The organism is Coriobacteriia bacterium, assembly GCA_013334745.1.
In the GTDB taxonomy this organism is placed as follows: Bacteria; Actinomycetota; Coriobacteriia; order Anaerosomatales; family JAAXUF01; genus JAAXWY01.
This window is the reverse complement of sequence record JAAXWY010000048.1, coordinates 1-17,605: the sequence shown is the minus strand read 5'-3', so window position 1 is coordinate 17,605 and position 17,605 is coordinate 1. Positions and strand designations below refer to the sequence as shown.

Below are 17,605 nucleotides of genomic sequence, written 5' to 3'. Positions count from 1 at the left end.
TCATGCCGTAGGAGTAGTCGATGATGAGCTTGTCCTTGGCGTCGTCGAGCTCGAGCAGCTGGAGCAACTCCTCGGTCCGGGTGGCCACCGTGGCCTCGTCCAGGCCGTACATCCGGCCGCTGAAGCGGACGAACTCCTCGCCGGTCAGCCCGCACGCGGGGCAGGCCGGAGCGGGAGCCCCTTCCTCGCGCGATTCCCCTGCCGGCGCCTCGGCGTCGGCGGCGGCGGTCCCGCCGGGGATCGCGGACGGCCTCCCGGGCCTCCGGGCGCGGGTCGAGGCGATTTTCCGGATCGCGGAAGCGACCGGGTTCCTGCTGGATTTCCACTCCGCGGACGACCTGTCCGCCGCGACGCGGAAGGTGATCGGCCGCGCCACCGGCGGGCGGCCGCGTGCCGGCTCCGCCGCCAACCGCTCCTGCCGCCGGCGCGACGTCGCCGCGCTGCGACGCACGTCCGTGCGTCGAGGGCGCTGCCGCTGCCGAGCGGGTGCGCGAGTGGATCGCCGAAGGCGACGCGTGGTTGGGCGTCGCCATCGACGACGGGGCCGGCGCGTCGCTCTTCGGCGATCGGCGCGATCTCGCCGTCGCCGCACGCGACGCCGTCGCGCTCGCGGATCCGGGCGACGCTGACGCGCTCCTGCGCGACCTCGCGACTGCGGGTCGCATTGCCGCCGGCGACGTCAAGGCGCTGCTGCAGGAGCTCTCGCCGCCGGATGAGGCTGATGCGAGCGACCCGGCATTCGACGCCGTCGACGCCGGTCGGCTTTTCGACGTGGCGGTCGCCGCCTACCTGCTCGAGTCGAACCGTTCGTCCTACGACCTCGGCGCTCTCTCTGCGGACTATTTGGGTCAGCCGTTGCCGGAGCCGCAGGACGGCGCGCCGACTGCGGTCGTGCTCGCACAGACCACAGCCGATCTTGCCGACGAACTCGAGCGGCGACTCGAAATGGACGGATCCCTCGAGGTCCTCCGTACCATCGAGATGCCTCTTGTGCCCGTGCTGTGCCGCATGGAGCGCGTGGGCGTCGGTCTGGACGCGGCCGTACTCACCGAGCTGTCCGCAGATGCCGTGGGCAGTATCGACGCGCTGCGCGATGAGATCCATGCGCTCGCGGGCGTGGAGTTCCTCATCGACTCTCCCAGGCAGCTCTCGGAGGTGCTCTTCGAGAAGATGGGGCTGCCCACTGGCAAGAAGACCAAGACCGGCTACTCCACGGACGCATCCGTCCTCGCGATGCTCGCACCCGTGCATCCGATCGCAGGCAAGATCGTCGAGTACCGCGAGCTCACCAAGCTCAAGAGCACGTACCTCGACGCGCTGCCCCGTATGCTCGGCCGCGACGGTCGGCTGCACACGTCGTTCAACCAAACGGTCGCCGCCACCGGACGCCTCTCGAGTAGCAGCCCCAACCTCCAGAACATCCCGGTTCGCACCGAGTACGGCCGTCGAATCCGTGCAGCGTTCATCCCGGCGCAAGCCGGCGACGTGATGGTCTCCTCGGACTACAGCCAGATTGAGCTGCGGATCCTCGCGCACCTCTCGGGTGATGCGGGGCTCATCGAGGCGTTCACGAGCGGGATGGACTTTCACCAGGCGACCGCGGCGCGCGTCTTCGGTGTGGAACCCGACGCGGTCGAGCCGGGAATGCGAGCGCGCGCCAAGGCGGTCAACTTCGGCATCGTCTACGGACAGTCGGCCCACGGTCTTGCCGACACCCTCAAGATCGCGCACGTCGAGGCGCAGACGATGATCGACCGCTACTACGCGGCATACCCGCGCGTGCGTGCCTATCTCGACGAGACGGTCGCCGAGGCGCATCGCATGGGCTTTGCGACCACGCTCTACGGCCGCAAGCGGCGGATCCCCGAGCTGGCGAGCGGCAACTTCAACCTGCGCGCGTTCGGTGAGCGCACGGCGATGAACCACCCCATGCAAGGCACCGCGGCAGACGTCATGAAGCTCGCGATGATCGAGGTCGACCGACGCCTGCGCTCCGAGGGATTCCGCTCGCGCATGGTGCTCCAGGTCCACGACGAGCTGGTCTTCGAATCTCCCGCCGATGAGGTCGAGCCACTCAGCACGATGGTCTCGGCGGCCATGTCGGGTGTCGCCGAACTCGCGGTGCCGCTCGACGTCTCGGTGGCAAGCGGGCCCAACTGGGCCGTCGCCAAGTAGGGGAGCGGTGGCGCCGCCCGGCGCCGTGGTATACACTACGCGATGGCTTACCAGCGGCCGGCGCTTCGCCGTACCCTTGGGAGTCAAGACAATGTTGGCCCCCGGAGACATGTACGAGTTCCTATCGGCGACGAGATGTCCTGTACCCGAGACTGACGTAACTGTAGGCGACGAAGCATGACCGGGGCCCCGAAGAGTGAAATGGGGTCCACGAAGTGAGTGAGCAGGAAACGCAAGGAACGATCATCGAGCAGCGTGAGTACACCGACGAAGAGATGCATGCTCTCATCGACGGTACGATGACCGACTTCGACGAGGGTGACCTTGTCAGCGGTGTCGTTGTCAAAGTCGAGCGCGACGAAGTGCTCCTGGACATCGGCTACAAGTCCGAGGGTGTCATCCCGGCCCGCGAACTCTCCATCCGCAAAGATGCCAATCCCGCCGACATCGTTTCGACCGGCGACGAGATCGAGGCCCTGGTTCTCCAGAAGGAGGACAAGGACGGCCGTCTGATCCTTTCCAAGAAGCGTGCCGAGTACGAGCGCGCCTGGACCAAGATCGAAGAGAAGTTCACCTCCGGCGAGAACGTCGAAGGCGAGGTCATCGAGGTCGTCAAGGGTGGTCTCATCCTCGACATCGGCCTGCGCGGCTTCCTGCCGGCCTCCCTCGTCGACCTTCGTCGCGTCAAGGACCTCGCTGCCTACACCGGCACGCGCCTTGAGGCACGGGTCATCGAGATGGACCGCAACCGCAACAACGTCGTCCTCTCGCGCCGTGTGGTGCTCGAGGAGGGCCGCAAGACCGAGCGCGCCGAGATTCTCGGCAAGCTGGCCAAGGGCATGATCCTGCCGGGTAACGTCTCCTCCATCGTCGACTTCGGTGCGTTCGTCGACCTCGGCGGCATCGACGGCCTCGTGCACATCTCGGAGCTGTCCTGGAGCCACGTCAATCACCCGTCCGAGGTCGTCAAGGTCGGCGATCCGGTCAACGTGCAGGTTCTCGATGTCGACCTTGACCGCGAGCGCATCTCTCTCGGCCTGAAGCAGACCACCGAGGATCCGTGGAAGATGCTCGTCAAGAACTTCCCGGTCGGCTCGATCATCGAGGGCACCGTCACCAAGCTCGTGCCGTTCGGCGCGTTCGTCGAGCTCGGCGATGGCGTCGAGGGCCTCGTCCACATCTCGGAGATGGCCAAGGGCCACGTCGAGACGCCGGATCAGGTCACGAGCGTCGGTCAGACCGTTCACGTGAAGGTCATGGACGTCGACCTCGAGCGTCGCCGCATCTCGCTTTCGATGCGCGCAGCTGCTGAGACCCTCGGCATCGAGATCGAGATCACCGGCGCCCCTGAGGGCTCCGACGAGGACGACGACGCTGAGGGCACCATCGAGGTCACCGCGATCGACACCGACGGCGACGGCGAGGTCGATACGGTCGTCACGGCCGTGGATCTCGACGGGGACGGCGAGGCTGACATCGTCGAGGTCGCGACCGCAGTCGACACCGACGGCGACGGCGAGACCGACACGGTCATCACCGCCACCGACCTGGACGGCGACGGCGTTGCCGACGTGGTCGAGGTTGCCACCGCAGTCGACACCGATGGCGACGGCGAGGTCGATACCATCATCACCGGCGTGGATCTCGACGGCGACGGCGAGGTCGACATCGTTGAGGTAGCGACCGCAGTCGACACCGACGGTGACGGCGAGGCCGATACCGTGGTCGAGATCGTCGCGGTCGCAGAAGAGGTTGCCGAAGAGGTTGAGGCTGAGGAGCCTGCTGCCGAAGAGGCAGCCGAGGAGGAGAAGAGCGAGTAGCTCGACTCCCCAACATGGAGCACACAGGCCCGGGGCGATTGCCTCGGGCCTGTTCTTTTCATCGGTTCATCGCGTGTTCTCTGTCCGAACGCCGTGGGATGTGGTACCCACTAATCATGTACACGATCATCCTCACAGGCGGCCTTGGAGCCGGGAAGAGCACGGCGGCCCAGCATCTGGAGTCGCGCGGCGCGACCGTGCTTCATGCCGATGAACTCGCCCACGAGGTGCTCACGAAAGGTTCGATGACGCTCGCCGAGGTCGCCGCCCAGTTCGGCGACGACGTCTTGCTCGCGGACGGGTCGCTCGACCGCGCATCACTCGCTCGCGTGGCGTTCGCATCACCCGAGGCGACCACCCGGCTCAACGAGATCGTTCATCCGGCGGTCTACCTGCACACTCTCGCGGCGTTGAGGGACTTGAGGCTCGCGGTCGAACCACCCGAGATCGTCGTTCTCGAGGTGCCGTTGCTCGTGGAGGCGCCTCAGCTCGTTGAACTTGCTGATTCCGTCATCGCGATCGTCGCGCCCGAAGCGGTTCGAGTGGCGCGGGCGGTCGATCGTGGCATGGCCGAGACCGATGCGAAGCGCCGGATTCGCGCGCAGGCCACTGACGCCGAGCGGGCGTTGCTGGCCGACAAGGTCATCGTCAACGACGGCAGCCGTGAAGTGCTGCACGACGCCCTCGACGGATTCTGGAACCGCTACGTCGCAGGGCAAGGAAGCCGACACTGATGCGCGTCGCGATCCGATGGATACTACTTGCCGCAATCATCGTCATGGCCGGAGCCACGTGGCTGTTCTTGCGCGGGCCTTCGTTCTGGCAGCGCGGCTACTATCCGCTGCACTACCAGTCCGAGATCGCGACCTCGGCGACACGGCACCGAGTGAATCCCTACCTCGTGGCTGCAATCATCAACGCGGAGTCGTCCTGGAAGCCCGAGACCACGTCCTCAGCCGGGGCGGTCGGGCTGATGCAGATCCTGCCGTCAACAGCCGAGGACCTTGCCCGATGGCGCGTCGTGGACGGCGAGAAGTTTCCGCTGGAACGTCTGTCAGACCCCGCGGTCAATATCGAGTATGGCACGGCGTACGTCCGCTACCTGGTCGGGCGGTACCATGAGATCGAGACGGTGCTCGCGGCGTACAACGCCGGTCTTCGGCATGCTGACGAGTGGGCCGCGAAGGGTGGCAACATCCGTACGGCCATCGAGTATCCCGAGACAAAGCACTACGTCTTGCGTGTCAGCCGTGGCAAGGACCGTTACCAGTCGCTGTATCCCGGCGCCTTCGAGCGTTAGACGAACGAGAGGTACTTCGTGACCCAGAACATCTTCCGAGTCGTTGCGCCATTCGAACCCGAGGGCGATCAGCCGCAAGCCATCCTCAAGCTCACCGAGGGCGTCGAGCGCGGCCTGCGGTATCAGACGCTTCTCGGCGTGACCGGCTCGGGCAAGACCTTCACGATGGCCAAGGTCATCGAAGCCATTCAGAAGCCAACGCTCGTCATGGCCCCCAACAAGACGCTTGCTGCTCAGCTCGCATCTGAGCTCAAGGAGTTCCTGCCGGACAACGCGGTGGTCTACTTCGTCAGCTACTACGACTACTACCAGCCTGAAGCCTATGTGCCGTCGACCGACACGTTCATTGAGAAGGACGCGTCCATCAATGAGGAAGTCGAGAAGTTGCGCCATGCGGCGACGGCGGCGCTGCTTTCGCGCAAGGATGTCGTGGTGGTCGCCAGCGTGAGCTGCATCTACGGCATCGGTTCGCCGGAGGACTATGCGGGCATGGCGGTGTTCCTCGGCAAGGGCAAGGCATACGATCGCGACGACCTCATCCGCGACCTCATCGACATCCAGTACGACCGCAACGACTACGAGCTTTCGCGCGGCACGTTCCGCGTACGAGGCGACGTTCTCGACGTGTTCCCGCCTTACGCCGATCATCCCGTGCGCGTGGAGTTCTTCGGCGATGAGATCGAGGCTGTCGCCGAGGTCGATCAGCTGACCGGCGAGGTCATCACCGACTTCGACGAGTTGCCCGTGTGGCCGGCGACTCACTACGTGACCGAGAAGCGCAAGCTGGCGCACGCCATCACCACGATCCAGGAGGAGCTGCGCGTCAGGCTCGCCGAGCTCAAGACCGACGGGAAGCTGCTCGAAGCCCAGCGCCTCGAGATGCGCGTGAACTACGACCTCGAGATGCTTGAGACGATGGGCTTCACGAGCGGCATTGAGAATTACTCTCGGCATCTCGACGCCCGCGAGTCGGGCGAGCCGGCAAACACGCTCATCGACTACTTCGGCACAGACTTCCTGACTATGATCGACGAGTCGCACGTCACGATCCCGCAGATCCGTGGCATGCACGAGGGCGACAGAAGCCGGAAGATCACCCTGGTCGAGCACGGGTTCAGGCTTCCGAGCGCGCTCGACAATCGCCCACTTCGGTTCGACGAGTTCGAGGAGCGGGTGCCGCGCTTCATCTACGTCTCGGCGACCCCCGGCGACTACGAGCTGAGGGTGTCCGAGCAGATCGTCGAGCAGATCATCCGTCCCACCGGGTTGGTCGACCCTCAGATCGTGGTGCGGCCGGTGAAGGGTCAGGTCGACGATCTCATCGCCGAGATTCGCGGTCGCACCGAGTCCGATGAGCGCACGCTTGTCACGACGCTGACCAAGAAGATGGCCGAGGACCTGACCGACTACCTCTTCGAGCAGGGCATCCGCGTTCGCTACCTGCACTCCGACATCGCCACGCTTGAGCGCGTCGAGATCCTGCGTGACCTTCGCGCCGGGCAGTTCGACGTATTGGTCGGCATCAACCTTCTGCGCGAGGGTCTCGACCTGCCTGAGGTATCGCTCGTAGCAATCCTCGATGCCGACAAGGAGGGCTTCCTGCGCAACGGCAGGTCCCTCATCCAGACGATCGGGCGGGCAGCACGCAACGTGAGCGGTCAGGTGATCATGTACGCCGACCGCGTCACCGATTCGATGGCGTTCGCAATCGACGAGACCAACCGCCGCCGAGAGAAGCAGGTGGCATACAACACCGAACACGGCATCGAACCGCAGACCATCCGCAAGGCCATCGCCGACATCGTGCAGTACATGCACGAGGGGGATTCGCAGCTCACCACGGCGGCCGAGGCCGCGCGTGAGCTCGCCAAGATGCCGCGTGACGAGGTCTTCCGGCTCATCGCGACGCTCGAGGACGACATGGCACACGCCGCCGAGTCATTGGACTTCGAGGCGGCCGCGCGCCTGCGAGACCAAGCCGTGAAGCTACGCGCCGAGGTTGAGTCGAGCTCGACGGATGATGTACTCGACCGGCTGAAGAAGGGCGCTCGTAAGGGTTCGGACTATGGAAGGCGCAAGCGCCGCTAGTCCCGAGACGGCAACAGCCCCGCGGAGGCAGGGCTGTTGCGAATCGCCAGAGCGTGAGGCTTACGGCAGGTATTGCTGCTCGATCTTCGTGACCGTGGACCCCTTGAGCGTGATCCAGTAGGGCGACGTCCGTATCGGCTTGTTGTCGGCGGTAGGCGAGGCGTAGTTGGCCGCCCAGTTTGCGAACGAGACGGTGTGACCATCCGGATCCGAGGTGCCGTCAGCGTTCGTGACGACCGTGACCTTGATGCCCGGTGTCACTTTCAGCTTCCTGAGCAGCTTGTTGTCGTTGACGATGTAGTAGTCGTTGGGCGGCGGCGACTCGTCGCCATGAGCTGAGGCGGCCTTGGCTGCGGCCGTGCCGGTGAGGAACTGCGCGTAGTCCGCTGTGAGCTCGGGGGACGAGCCGGAGTCGTCGACCTTCTTGATGAAGGTGAACTGCTTGACCGACTTCACTGCAGGCTTCTTGGTCGGCTTCGAGGTCGTCTCAACCGAAGTGGTTTCGGTGGTCGTGGCGCTCTGGGTTGCCTGAACCGACTCAAGCTGTTGGGTGAGGTCCTCGATCTGCTGGAGGGCCGCCTGAGTGTTTGCGTCGGCCGTGATCATCCTCGCGTTGAGTGCGGCGATCGATGACTGCTGCATGGCGTATGCAGCGCCTGCACCGACCACGGCCCCGACAACCACCGACACGATCACCGCCGTCCACAACTTCCCGTTCGCGGACATGACCCCACCTCCTTGGTTGGGTTGATGGTACCCGAATCCCCGGGAGGGAACCCAGCGGTGTGACAGCGACCACCAATGGGGTGTACGGTCTCTATATGAACAAGTATTCACATAGTTTGGGTTTGTCGGCGGATGCGGGGGCGTGTACTGCCGTGCTCGTGGACGCGGCGCTCGTAGAGCGGATACGAGCCGAGCGAGCCCAGCACCCACTTCTTGAGAGAACGGCCGCACTGTTCTCAGCGATGGGAGACCCAACGCGACTGCGGTTGCTCGAGGCGCTTGCGGTGGCCGAACTGTGCGTGTGTGACTTGGCATCGCTTACGGGTGTCAGCAGTTCCGGCACCAGTCATCAGTTGCGCGTACTACGGGAGTTGGGCCTGGTCAGCTTCACACGGGACGGGAATCGCGCCGTGTATCGGCTCGCAGATGATCACGTTCGGACGCTACTTGCGCAGGGTTTCGAGCACGCAGCCGAGGAGCGCGACGAATGAGCGCCCACGACCTCGCGTCGCCCGTGGAGGTGCGCTGCGCTCAGGCGCATGCGGCTGAGTCTCTGCGCGCATCGTGGGCGATCGGTGGCCTGGACTGTCCCGACTGCGCACGATCGGTCGCACGCTCGGTTGAGATGCTGCCGGGCGTTCTGTGCGCGGAGCTCAACTTCGCGAACGCAGTGCTCCTCGTCGAGCACGAGATCGACAGCGACCCCAGCGCACTCGTGGTTCGATCCGTCGAGCGAGCGGGGCACACGGCGATGGGCCTCACCGGTGTTGCCGTGAGTGCAGACCGGGAGAGAGCCGCCTCGGCGGCGGAGAGCGCGCATGAGGGGATTCTCCCTGCAATCACGCGATGGACCCGCAGCCATCGAACCGAAGTCTCTGTGGTCGGCTCAGGGGTGTTCATCGTGCTCGGGTGGATTGCGATCCTGATGTCGAGGAGCAGTGTGGCGGTACCGCCGGTACTCGTACCGCTCCTCTTCGGTCTCGGAGTCGTATTCGGCATGACGCTTCTCGCGCCCCGCGCACTCAACTCCGTGGCGAGCAGGACGCTCGATATGAACATTCTCATGTCCGTGGCGGTTCTCGGCGCATCGGCCATCGGCCAGCTCGAGGAGGCGGCCACCGTCGTGTTTCTGTTCGCGCTCGGCGGTTGGCTCGAGTCACGGGCGCTTGCGCGCACGCGTAGCTCGATCCGGCAGTTGATGGAGCTCGCCCCCGAGGTCGCGCACGTCTCACGACACGGCGTCGGAGTCGATCTCCCGCTCGCGGACATTCTCGTCGGCGACACGATAACTGTGCGCCCCGGGGAGCGCATCGGGCTCGACGGTGTGATCGAGTCGGGATCGTCCGCCGTGGACGAGTCGGCCGTCACAGGCGAGCCTGTGCCGGTGTACAAGGCCGCCGACGACGCCCTCTATGCGGGATCCCTGAATACGGGCGGCCTGCTCACGGTACGCGTCACCGCACCGGCGACGGACTCAACGCTCGCACGCATCGTCTACCTCGTGGAAGAGGCGCAGGCCGCCAAGGCGCCGTCACAAGTGCTCATCGACCGCTTCAGCCGGGTGTACACCCCGGTCGCTGTGGGCATCGCGGTCTTGGTCGCCGTCGTGCCACCTCTGTTGGCGTTGGCGTTCGGTCCGCTGATGCCGGCGCAGTTTGGGGAGTGGGACGTCTGGGTCTATCGGGCGTTGGTCGTGTTGGTCGCGTCATGCCCCTGCGCGCTCGTGATATCGACACCGGTGACGTTCGTGAGCGCGATATCGAGAGCCGGGCGTGACGGGGTGCTCGTCAAGGGTGGTGCCGCGCTGGAGACCGTTGCTCGAATCGATGCCGTGGCGTTCGATAAGACGGGCACGCTTACCGTCGGCAAGCCGAGCGTCACCGCTGTGGTTGCGACCGTCGGAAGGCGACGCGAGGAAGTTCTCCGGCTGGCGAACGCGCTCGAGTCAAACTCGAATCATCCGCTGGCCGGTGCGGTGCGGGAACACGCGCGTGCCGAGGTCGTACGCGAGGTGCCGGTGAGCGGTGTGGAGGAGATGCCCGGCCGAGGTGTGGCCGGAATCGTCGGCGGAATCCGTTGTGAGGTGATCAGTCCCGCGTTTGCCGAGGAGATAGCGCACATACCGGGCGATGTCGCCGATGCGATCGAGGAGTGCGAGTCACGCGGGCTCACGGTCCTGGTGGTGGTCGAAGACGGCGAGGCGATAGGAATCGTCGCCGTCGCGGATCCCGTTCGCGATGAGGCACTCGCGTCAATCGTTGGGCTGAGGTCGAGCGGTATCCGTCACGCAGTCATGCTCACGGGCGACAATGAGCGGACCGCCGCTGCAGTGGCGGGACTCGTCGGCGTTGACGCTCACATGGCAAGGCTGCTTCCCGAAGACAAGGTTGCCGCGATTGCGCGCCTTCGCGAGCGATACGGTACCGTGGCGATGGTCGGCGATGGGGTCAACGACGCTCCGGCGCTTGCAGCGGCCGACCTGGGCATTGCGATGGGCGCGGCCGGCTCGGATGCGGCGCTCTAAACGGCTGACGTGGCGCTTCTCGGCGATGACCTGTCGGCGCTGGCTCGGTTCGTACGGCTCGGGCGGCGTACGGTAGGCATCGTCAAGGCGAACGTGGCGTTCTCGGTTGTGTCGAAACTCGTCGTGCTGGTTCTCGCCGTCTTTGGGGCAGCGAACATGTGGCTTGCCGTGTTCGCGGACACGGGAGTGGCGCTGATCGTGATAGCGAACGGGATGCGGCTGTTGCGTGGTTCCGACCGCGTCTCGAGTGAGCGTTTGCAGTAGTCCAATCGGCTCGGACGGGAGATCGGGATGAACGACGAAGAGTTCATGAAGTTCCTAGCGGCATGGGCGCTCGTTCACGAGACGGCCGACGAAGGCTGGAAGGCCGCCGTCGAGCGCGGCGCCGCCCAAGGAGCCGGCGACATGGAGGGTGGCCCTGATGCGTTTGTGGACGGGCTCGCTGCCGCCGTCGCACGCCGCAAGGAGCAGCTGAAAGCGGATCTGGCGTCCGGCAGTGGCGACGAGCCCGGCTCGAACTTGGATGTCGGTCAGTCCCTCGACGACCTTCGGTTTGAGGTGGCTTCGCTGCGCGGCCGGCTCGAGTCGATGCAGGCCTCCGTCGATGCGCTCGTGGAAGCGCGGCAGCCGGACAAGGACGCCTGAGAGCAGTGGCCGCCCGTGAGCGTCATGTCGCCGCGGTTCTAGCACGCAACCTCATGGCTGCAGCCGTGGAGGCGCGGTTCGGCTTTCGCGGCCGGGTCGCCTGGCGTGAAGCGGTCGCCCGACGGCTCCGCGTGTCGTTCCAGGAGCTCGGTCCGGCGTGGATCAAGCTCGGTCAGCTGATCTCAGTTCGTCCTGACGTCTTCTCGGCTGAGTGGGTCTTCGAGATGGAGCTTCTGCGCGACTCCGTGAAGCCGATGCCCGCCGCCGCAATCCGCGAGGTCATCCAGGGCGAGTTCGGGCGAGACCCGGATTCGCTGTTCTCGGCATTCGACGACGTGCCGCTGGCTTCCGCATCGATCGCGCAGGTGCACTGTGCGACCCTGCGCGAGGAGTACCGACCGGTGGTCGGCGCGGTCCTGCCCGCCGGGACGCGGCTCGCGATCAAGGTCGTACGACCCGGAGTGCGTGCGGCGGTGCTCGCGGACATCGAGTCGGCACGGTCCCTGGTGGCCCGGATCGCCACCTTCGCGGGCGCGCGTCGGCTCAATCTGCCGTCTCTGCTCGAGGAGTTCGCGGAGTCGCTGCACTCGGAGTGCGATTTGCGCAACGAGGGCCGCTCGGCTGATCGCTTCGCCCACGACTTCGCTGATGACCCTCTGGTTGTCGTCCCGCGTGTTGTGTGGCCCATGACCACGCGACGGGTGCTGGCCATGGAGTTCATCGAGGGCTGGCGCCTTTCGGAGCTTGGGGAGGCTGAGCGCGCAGGTATCGACGGGCTCGCGCTCGCCGAGCATGGCGCCGAGGTCTTCATGCGAGGAGTCCTCGTGCATGGGCGCTTCCACGGCGATCTGCATCCGGCCAACGTCTTCGTGACGCCCGATGGTCGCATCTGTTACCTCGACTTCGGCATCGTGGGTACCACCCGTGCCGATCAACGGGAGTCCATCGCCCAGGTGCTCGCAGCAACGGTGTATGGAGATGCCCAGCGGGCACTCGAACACTCAGCGCGGTTAGGCTTGGTGGTTCCCGTCGAGCAGCGACTTGAGGTGACTCGGCTTGTCGGTGCGCTCATGGGAGACACGCTGGGTACGGCACCGCGTGACGTCCGCGGATTCGCCATCGGTTTCCTCGAGATCATGCGCCGCAACGGCGTGGCTGTGCCGGTCGGGTTCGGCCTGCTCATCAAGGCGCTTGTCACGGTCGAAGGTGTGAGTCGGGCGCTGTACCCGGGGATCGACATCGTTGAGACCGCGAAGCCGTTCGCGACGGGCCTCATTGCCAAGCAGATGATGTCGCCGGTGAGAATCAGTCAGAGAATGCCCGCCGCAATCCGAGCGGCGTTGCGCGAACTCGCGGGGGCGTAGATACTCGACCGACTTGCGAGACGAACGCGTCGTTCAGTCGGGGGACTGAGCGGGTACGCCAGACGCTGAATCGCGCTTCAGTCTCGCTCAGAAAATGCCGACAAACACCTTAAGCGCACGTCGGCCACCTTGGGGGGGACCGAGTGGTAGCAGTCGAACGCGCCCGGCAGCGACTGGGCGAACGTGATAGAACGGCGCTGATCGCGCTGGCGGGGGTTCTGCTCTCTTTGGGGGTGTGGGTCCTTTGGGCATGGGTTTCGGCGGTACTTGCCGGGACTCCTGTGGCGGATGCCATCTTCTCGCCGGAGCACGACCAACTCGTGATGCGACTTGCCGCCATCGTCGTGGTCATGCTGGGGACATTGTTGGCGCAGACGGGGTACTCGGCGTGGTTTCGGACGGTCGAGCGCCTGCGCATCGAGCGCAATCGAATCGAGCAGCTGTACGCCAACAGCCCTGATGCCATCTTCTCGCTCGACCCGTTGTTGAAGGTCACTTTCGCGAATCCTGTTGGGGTTGCCCTCGCGGGCAGGCCGGCGGAGTCGGTGAGTGGCGCCGCTTGCCATGAGGCGATCTGGGGTCGCAGTGACCTGTGCGGGGACTGCCCCGCGTGTGCGGTGCTGGCTGACGGTGAGCGCCGGACTCGCGTCTTCAAGGAGGATCGTGACGGGCACGAGCGGTGGTTCGAGCACCTTGTGTACCCCGTCATCGGTGTGAATGGAACGATTGAATCGGTCGTCGAGATGTATCGCGATGTCACTTCGCTTCGAGACGCCGAGGATGGCCTCATCCGCGCGAACGCCGAGCTCGAGGAGCGCGTGAGTGCGCGGACCGCCGAACTCACAGACGCGAACGTGGCGCTGGAGACCGAGATGCGCGAGCGGGAGAAGACGTCTGCCGCACTTGTCGAGTCTGAGGAGCGCTACCGCACACTGATCGACGGTTCACCGGACATGATCCTCGTGCACCGGGAAGGGATCGTTTCGTACGTGAACCCGCCAGGTGCCGCGCTGTTGGGTGTCGACGATGCCAGCCAGGTCGTCGGAAAGCCCGTCATCGACCTGCTCAGCGCGTCCGGATCGGAGTTTGAGGACGCTGACATCGATCATGCTCTGTTCGCCGGTGAGATCCGGTGTCCGATGCCTGCGCATCTGTGTCGGCCCGACGGTGGTCGAGTTGACGTCGAACTCTCGGTATCGCGACTTCATGGGCACGACGGTACCGCTATACAGTGCGTTGTCCGAGACGTGACTGAGCGCGTCCATGCACGCCGTACCATCGAGCGGATGGCGTTCTACGACTCCCTGACCGACTTACCCAACCGCGCGCTGTTCAATGACAGGCTCGCTTCTGCGCTCGCTCGAGCCCGCCGGAGATCCGAGCATCTCGCTGTGGTCTTCGTCGACCTTGACGACTTCAAGACGATCAACGACACCCTCGGGCATCTGGTAGGGGACGGCGTGCTGCGGGCCGTCGCCAATCGGATTCACTCGCTCTTGCGCGAGGAGGACACGATCGCGCGTCAGAGTGGCGACGAGTTCACGATCATCGCCCGCGTCGTGGATCGTGATGGTGCGGCGGCTCTAGCGGTGCGCATCCTTGAGGCTCTCAAGGAGTCCTTCATGGTCGACGGGTACGAGTTGCACGTCAGCGCGAGCGTTGGTGTCGCGGTGTATCCGGAGGACGGGCTGGTCGACTCCGAGCTCATTCGCAATGCGGACACCGCGATGTATCGCGCCAAGGAGATCGGCCGCAACATATTCCGGATGTACAGCCCGGAGATGTCGCAGTCCGCGCTTGACCGACTCGAGCTCGAAGCGGGGCTTCGTGCGGCGGTGAACGCGAAGGAGTTCGTGCTCCTGTATCAGCCGCAGATCGACGTGCGAACCGGTCGGACGGCGGGTGTCGAAGCACTCATCCGGTGGCAGCATCCCACGCAAGGCATCTTGCCGCCGCGCGCGTTCATCGCACTTGCGGAGCAGGCGGGGTTCATGGGCGAGATCGGGCACTGGGTCCTCAAGAGCGCCTGCGATCGCGCCGCCGAGTGGCATCGGGCCGGGTACGAGTTCGGGCACATCTGCATCAATCTCTCCGCGCGTGAGTTCGTGCAGCAGGACATCGTCGATAACGTTCGCATCGCGCTCGAGTCTTCGGGGCTCGACGCATCGATGCTGGAACTGGAGATCACCGAATCCGTCGCGATGCACAACGTCGACAACGTCATGACCGCTTTGACTGCACTTCGTGAGATGGGCGTTCGGGTCGCCATCGATGACTTTGGCACCGGGTTCTCATCGATGAGCTATCTGCATCAGTTCCCCATCACGACGCTCAAGATCGCGCAGGACTTCATGCGGGATGTGCACGTCAGCGCACAGAGCGCTGCGATCGCAGGTACCGTCATCGACCTGTGCCACTCGCTCGAACTCGATATCGTCGCCGAGGGCGTCGAGCACGCCGACCAACTGGAGTTCCTCACCAGTCGCGGCTGCTACATCATCCAGGGGTATCTCTTCTCAGCGCCCGTTCCCGAGGAGTACCTTATCGGGATTCTCGAGCGTGGCTTCCCCGCGTTGGCGGCCAGCAACGCCTAGGAGTTCTCGCGCTCGAACTGATCGGCGGAGAGCACCTCGTTCATAGCGCCCGAACGGTAGCCATCGAGATCGATCGCTGCGTAGGTGAATCCCGCGTCGCGGACCGACGCCGCGATTCCCTCACGAAGGCTCCAAGCCGCCTCGAGTTGCTCGGGAGATACCTCGACGCGGGCCACGGTCCCATGCGAGCGCACGCGAAACTGCGTGAGACCGAGAGCGACCAGAGCATCTTCGGCTGCAGACACCCGCGCAAGACCTTCGTCGGTGATGCGTTCGCCGTAGGGGAATCGCGACGCAAGGCATGCCATCGAGGGTTTGTCCCAGTTGGGGAGGCCCAGTTCGTGCGCGAGCGAACGAATCTCCGGCTTGGTGAGCCCCACCTCCGCAAGCGGGCTGACGACACGAAGCTCCGCCGCAGCGCGTCTGCCGGGACGGTGGTCGGCGAGGTCGTCGGCGTTCGCTCCGTCGGCTACCCACGCCAGCCCTTCGGCCTCGGCCACGGTGGCGAGCAGGCCGAACAGCTCACTCTTGCAGTGGTAGCAGCGGTCGGGCCCGTTCGCGTTGAACTGCGGGTCAACGAGCTCGCAGGTCTCTACCTCGATGAGCCGCAATCCAAGGGTGTCGGCCAGTGCGCGCGCATGGACGAGTTCTCGCGACGGGTACGTGTCCGATGACGCGAGCACAGCGGCGCATTTCTTGCCGAGAACCGCGTGCGCCGCGAACGCCAGGAGTGTTGAGTCGACGCCTCCTGAGTAGGCAACCAGTACGCTGCCGAGCTCTTCGACCCTCGCAAGCAGGGACTGGTACTTCTCGGCAGTCGTCACGTAGCGCTTCCTATCCTGGCAGGGGTTTTCGAGTATAGCCGACTACGCATCGAGGCTCTGAGGCGCAAACGATGGGTCCCAGAGCTCGTCGGAGGATCCGCAGATGGTGTTCGCGTACCGCGCTGCGGCGAACAGCGTGTCGGAGAGCCGGTTGAGGAACGCAAGCACCTCGTCGGGGACCGGTTCATCGGCGGCGAGGGCGACTGTGCGGCGTTCCGCGCGGCGCAAGACCGCCCGCGCGACCTGCAGGCGTGCTGCGGTCTCGCATCCGCCCTCGACCACGAAACCACTGTACGGTCCCGAGACGGCCTCGAGCCGCTCTATGGCCGCTTCAAGCGCTGCGACATCTTCAGATGCGACGGTGGCGCCTCGCCCGGGCGGGGTCGCACCGGGTGACGCCAGCACAGCCGTGCAGTTGAGCAGGCGATGCTGTGCGAACGCGAGCGTGGTGTCGAGCGCGGGATCCGAGACGGACGTGCGCGCGAGGCCGATGCAGCTGTTCGCCTCATCGATGGCGCCGTACGCCTCGACCCTGAGCGAGTCCTTCGAGACGCGCGCTCCGTTGCCAAGTGACGTCTCGCCGTGGTCTCCACGCCGGGTGTAGATGCTCATGAGTTCTCCTCGGCAGGTTGGGTTCTCGGACATGGTACCCGTTCGCATGCCGACAGCGCTGCTAGCGAATCTCCCTCATGCGCATCACGAGGTGTCCGATGACGCCGTCGTCTGTGACGGGGGAACCGACCGAATCGACAACGTGGAACGTGTCGATCGCCATGCCGTCCACGGTGAGCACCTTCGCACGCCTGATGTCGAGCCCGGTCGCAGACACCGCCTGCGCCAGGTCGTGCAGAAGCCCCGGCCTGTCGGGGGCTGAAACGCGCACCGCGGTGTCGTACCCGGCCGAGCCCACGCGGACCTTCACCGGCGCCGTCGACTTCGCAGGGTAGTGCCGCCGGCGCTCCGAGAGCCGCGTCTTGAGCTCGAGCCGATCCCGCAGGGCAGCACCGAGCAGGCGCTCGAACGATGCAAACGTTTCGGTGGTGGCTGGCCGCAGCGTGGCCGAGCGGACGACGAACCGATCCAGAGCGATGTGTCCCGGCGCGCCGTATGCGTCGACCGAGAGGATGTCGAGCCCGGCGAGGGCCAGGGCGCCTGCGATACGCGCGAGGAGCTCGGGGCGATCGTGCGAGACGATCGTGAGCGCGTGCGTGCCCTCAGCGGGCCCGGGCGACACGGCGACACGGCCATCGGCCCCGCCGCCGCTACGCGTGAGTTCAGCGACGAGGCGTGCGTCTCGAACGACCTCGGCCGATGAGTGGGCGGCCAGATAGCGAAGCGGTGCGCGCCGGGCGAACGCGCACTCCACGGTGTCGGAGTCGGCCAGCGCGGTCAGGGCTTCTGCGCGCACGGCCTCGGCGCGCCCGGCGATGCCGGCGCCGTCGACCTCATCGGAGAGCGCGGCATCGATGCGACTGACGAGCGTGCCGACAAGGCTCGCTTTCCACGAGCTCCATGTCGCAGGCCCTGTCGCAAGCGAGTCGGCCG

The 17,605-nt window shown here is 65.4% G+C and carries 15 protein-coding genes and 1 pseudogene; 11 read left to right on the top strand and 5 right to left on the bottom strand.

Features of this window, described 5'->3' with window-relative positions; all coding sequences use genetic code 11:
* The coding region (locus tag HGB10_10355; protein ID NTU72201.1) for a hypothetical protein at window positions 1-376 on the bottom strand (376 nt) is incomplete at its 3' end.
* Between the two features lie 14 nt (window positions 377-390).
* On the opposite strand from HGB10_10355, the gene polA reads away from it, so the two are divergent.
* The 5 genes and pseudogenes from polA (at window position 391) to uvrB (ending at window position 7,383) form a co-directional block, all read left to right on the top strand.
* Window positions 391-2,175, top strand: coding sequence for a DNA polymerase I (gene polA, locus HGB10_10350; GenBank protein ID NTU72200.1), 1,785 nt, complete (start codon window positions 391-393; stop codon window positions 2,173-2,175).
* A gap of 275 nt (window positions 2,176-2,450) precedes the next feature.
* Window positions 2,451-3,554: pseudogene (gene rpsA / locus HGB10_10345) on the top strand (30S ribosomal protein S1).
* A gap of 557 nt (window positions 3,555-4,111) precedes the next feature.
* Complete coding sequence (locus tag HGB10_10340) at window positions 4,112-4,729, top strand: dephospho-CoA kinase (GenBank protein NTU72199.1); 618 nt, start codon at window positions 4,112-4,114, stop codon at window positions 4,727-4,729.
* A complete protein-coding gene (locus HGB10_10335) occupies window positions 4,729-5,295 on the top strand; it encodes a lytic transglycosylase domain-containing protein (protein NTU72198.1) in 567 nt (188 codons plus the stop codon). The genes HGB10_10340 and HGB10_10335 overlap by 1 nt, the downstream gene beginning before the upstream one ends.
* Window positions 5,296-5,313: 18 nt before the next feature.
* The gene (gene uvrB, locus HGB10_10330; protein NTU72197.1) at window positions 5,314-7,383 is read left to right on the top strand and encodes an excinuclease ABC subunit UvrB; all 2,070 of its coding nucleotides are present in this window, start codon (window positions 5,314-5,316) and stop codon (window positions 7,381-7,383) included.
* Window positions 7,384-7,443: 60 nt separating this feature from the next.
* Here uvrB and HGB10_10325 read toward each other — a convergent pair whose 3' ends face one another.
* The gene (locus HGB10_10325) at window positions 7,444-8,109 is read right to left on the bottom strand and encodes a hypothetical protein (protein NTU72196.1); all 666 of its coding nucleotides are present in this window, start codon (window positions 8,107-8,109) and stop codon (window positions 7,444-7,446) included.
* A gap of 95 nt (window positions 8,110-8,204) precedes the next feature.
* Here HGB10_10325 and HGB10_10320 point away from each other — a divergent pair, with 95 nt between their 5' ends.
* The 6 genes from HGB10_10320 (at window position 8,205) to HGB10_10295 (ending at window position 15,236) form a co-directional block, all read left to right on the top strand.
* A complete protein-coding gene (locus HGB10_10320; GenBank protein NTU72195.1) occupies window positions 8,205-8,600 on the top strand; it encodes a winged helix-turn-helix transcriptional regulator in 396 nt (131 codons plus the stop codon).
* Window positions 8,597-10,633, top strand: coding sequence for a cation-translocating P-type ATPase (locus tag HGB10_10315; GenBank protein NTU72194.1), 2,037 nt, complete (start codon window positions 8,597-8,599; stop codon window positions 10,631-10,633). Before HGB10_10320 ends, HGB10_10315 begins: the two co-directional genes overlap by 4 nt.
* A gap of 9 nt (window positions 10,634-10,642) precedes the next feature.
* Entirely contained in the window at window positions 10,643-10,897 is a 255-nt protein-coding gene (locus HGB10_10310; protein ID NTU72193.1) for a hypothetical protein, read from the top strand.
* A 27-nt stretch (window positions 10,898-10,924) separates the two neighbouring features.
* Window positions 10,925-11,278 carry a hypothetical protein gene (locus HGB10_10305; GenBank protein ID NTU72192.1) on the top strand — a complete coding sequence of 118 codons (354 nt, stop codon included), beginning with the start codon at window positions 10,925-10,927 and terminating at the stop codon, window positions 11,276-11,278.
* Between the two features lie 5 nt (window positions 11,279-11,283).
* Window positions 11,284-12,642: an AarF/ABC1/UbiB kinase family protein gene (locus HGB10_10300; protein ID NTU72191.1), complete on the top strand. Its 1,359-nt coding sequence runs from the start codon at window positions 11,284-11,286 to the stop codon at window positions 12,640-12,642.
* A gap of 143 nt (window positions 12,643-12,785) precedes the next feature.
* Window positions 12,786-15,236 (top strand): EAL domain-containing protein, encoded by a 2,451-nt coding sequence (locus HGB10_10295; protein NTU72190.1) that lies wholly within the window; start codon window positions 12,786-12,788, stop codon window positions 15,234-15,236.
* Here the strand turns inward: HGB10_10295 and larE are convergent.
* The 3 genes from larE to HGB10_10280 form a co-directional block, all read right to left on the bottom strand.
* Window positions 15,233-16,060, bottom strand: a complete 828-nt coding sequence (gene larE / locus HGB10_10290; GenBank protein ID NTU72189.1) for an ATP-dependent sacrificial sulfur transferase LarE — start codon at window positions 16,058-16,060, stop codon at window positions 15,233-15,235. The two genes, HGB10_10295 and larE, sit on opposite strands and share 4 nt — an antisense overlap.
* A gap of 42 nt (window positions 16,061-16,102) precedes the next feature.
* Window positions 16,103-16,672 (bottom strand): cob(I)yrinic acid a,c-diamide adenosyltransferase, encoded by a 570-nt coding sequence (locus tag HGB10_10285; protein ID NTU72188.1) that lies wholly within the window; start codon window positions 16,670-16,672, stop codon window positions 16,103-16,105.
* Window positions 16,673-16,733: 61 nt separating this feature from the next.
* Window positions 16,734-17,605, bottom strand: an 872-nt coding sequence (locus tag HGB10_10280) for an ACT domain-containing protein (protein ID NTU72187.1), incomplete at its 5' end; no start/stop codon positions are given.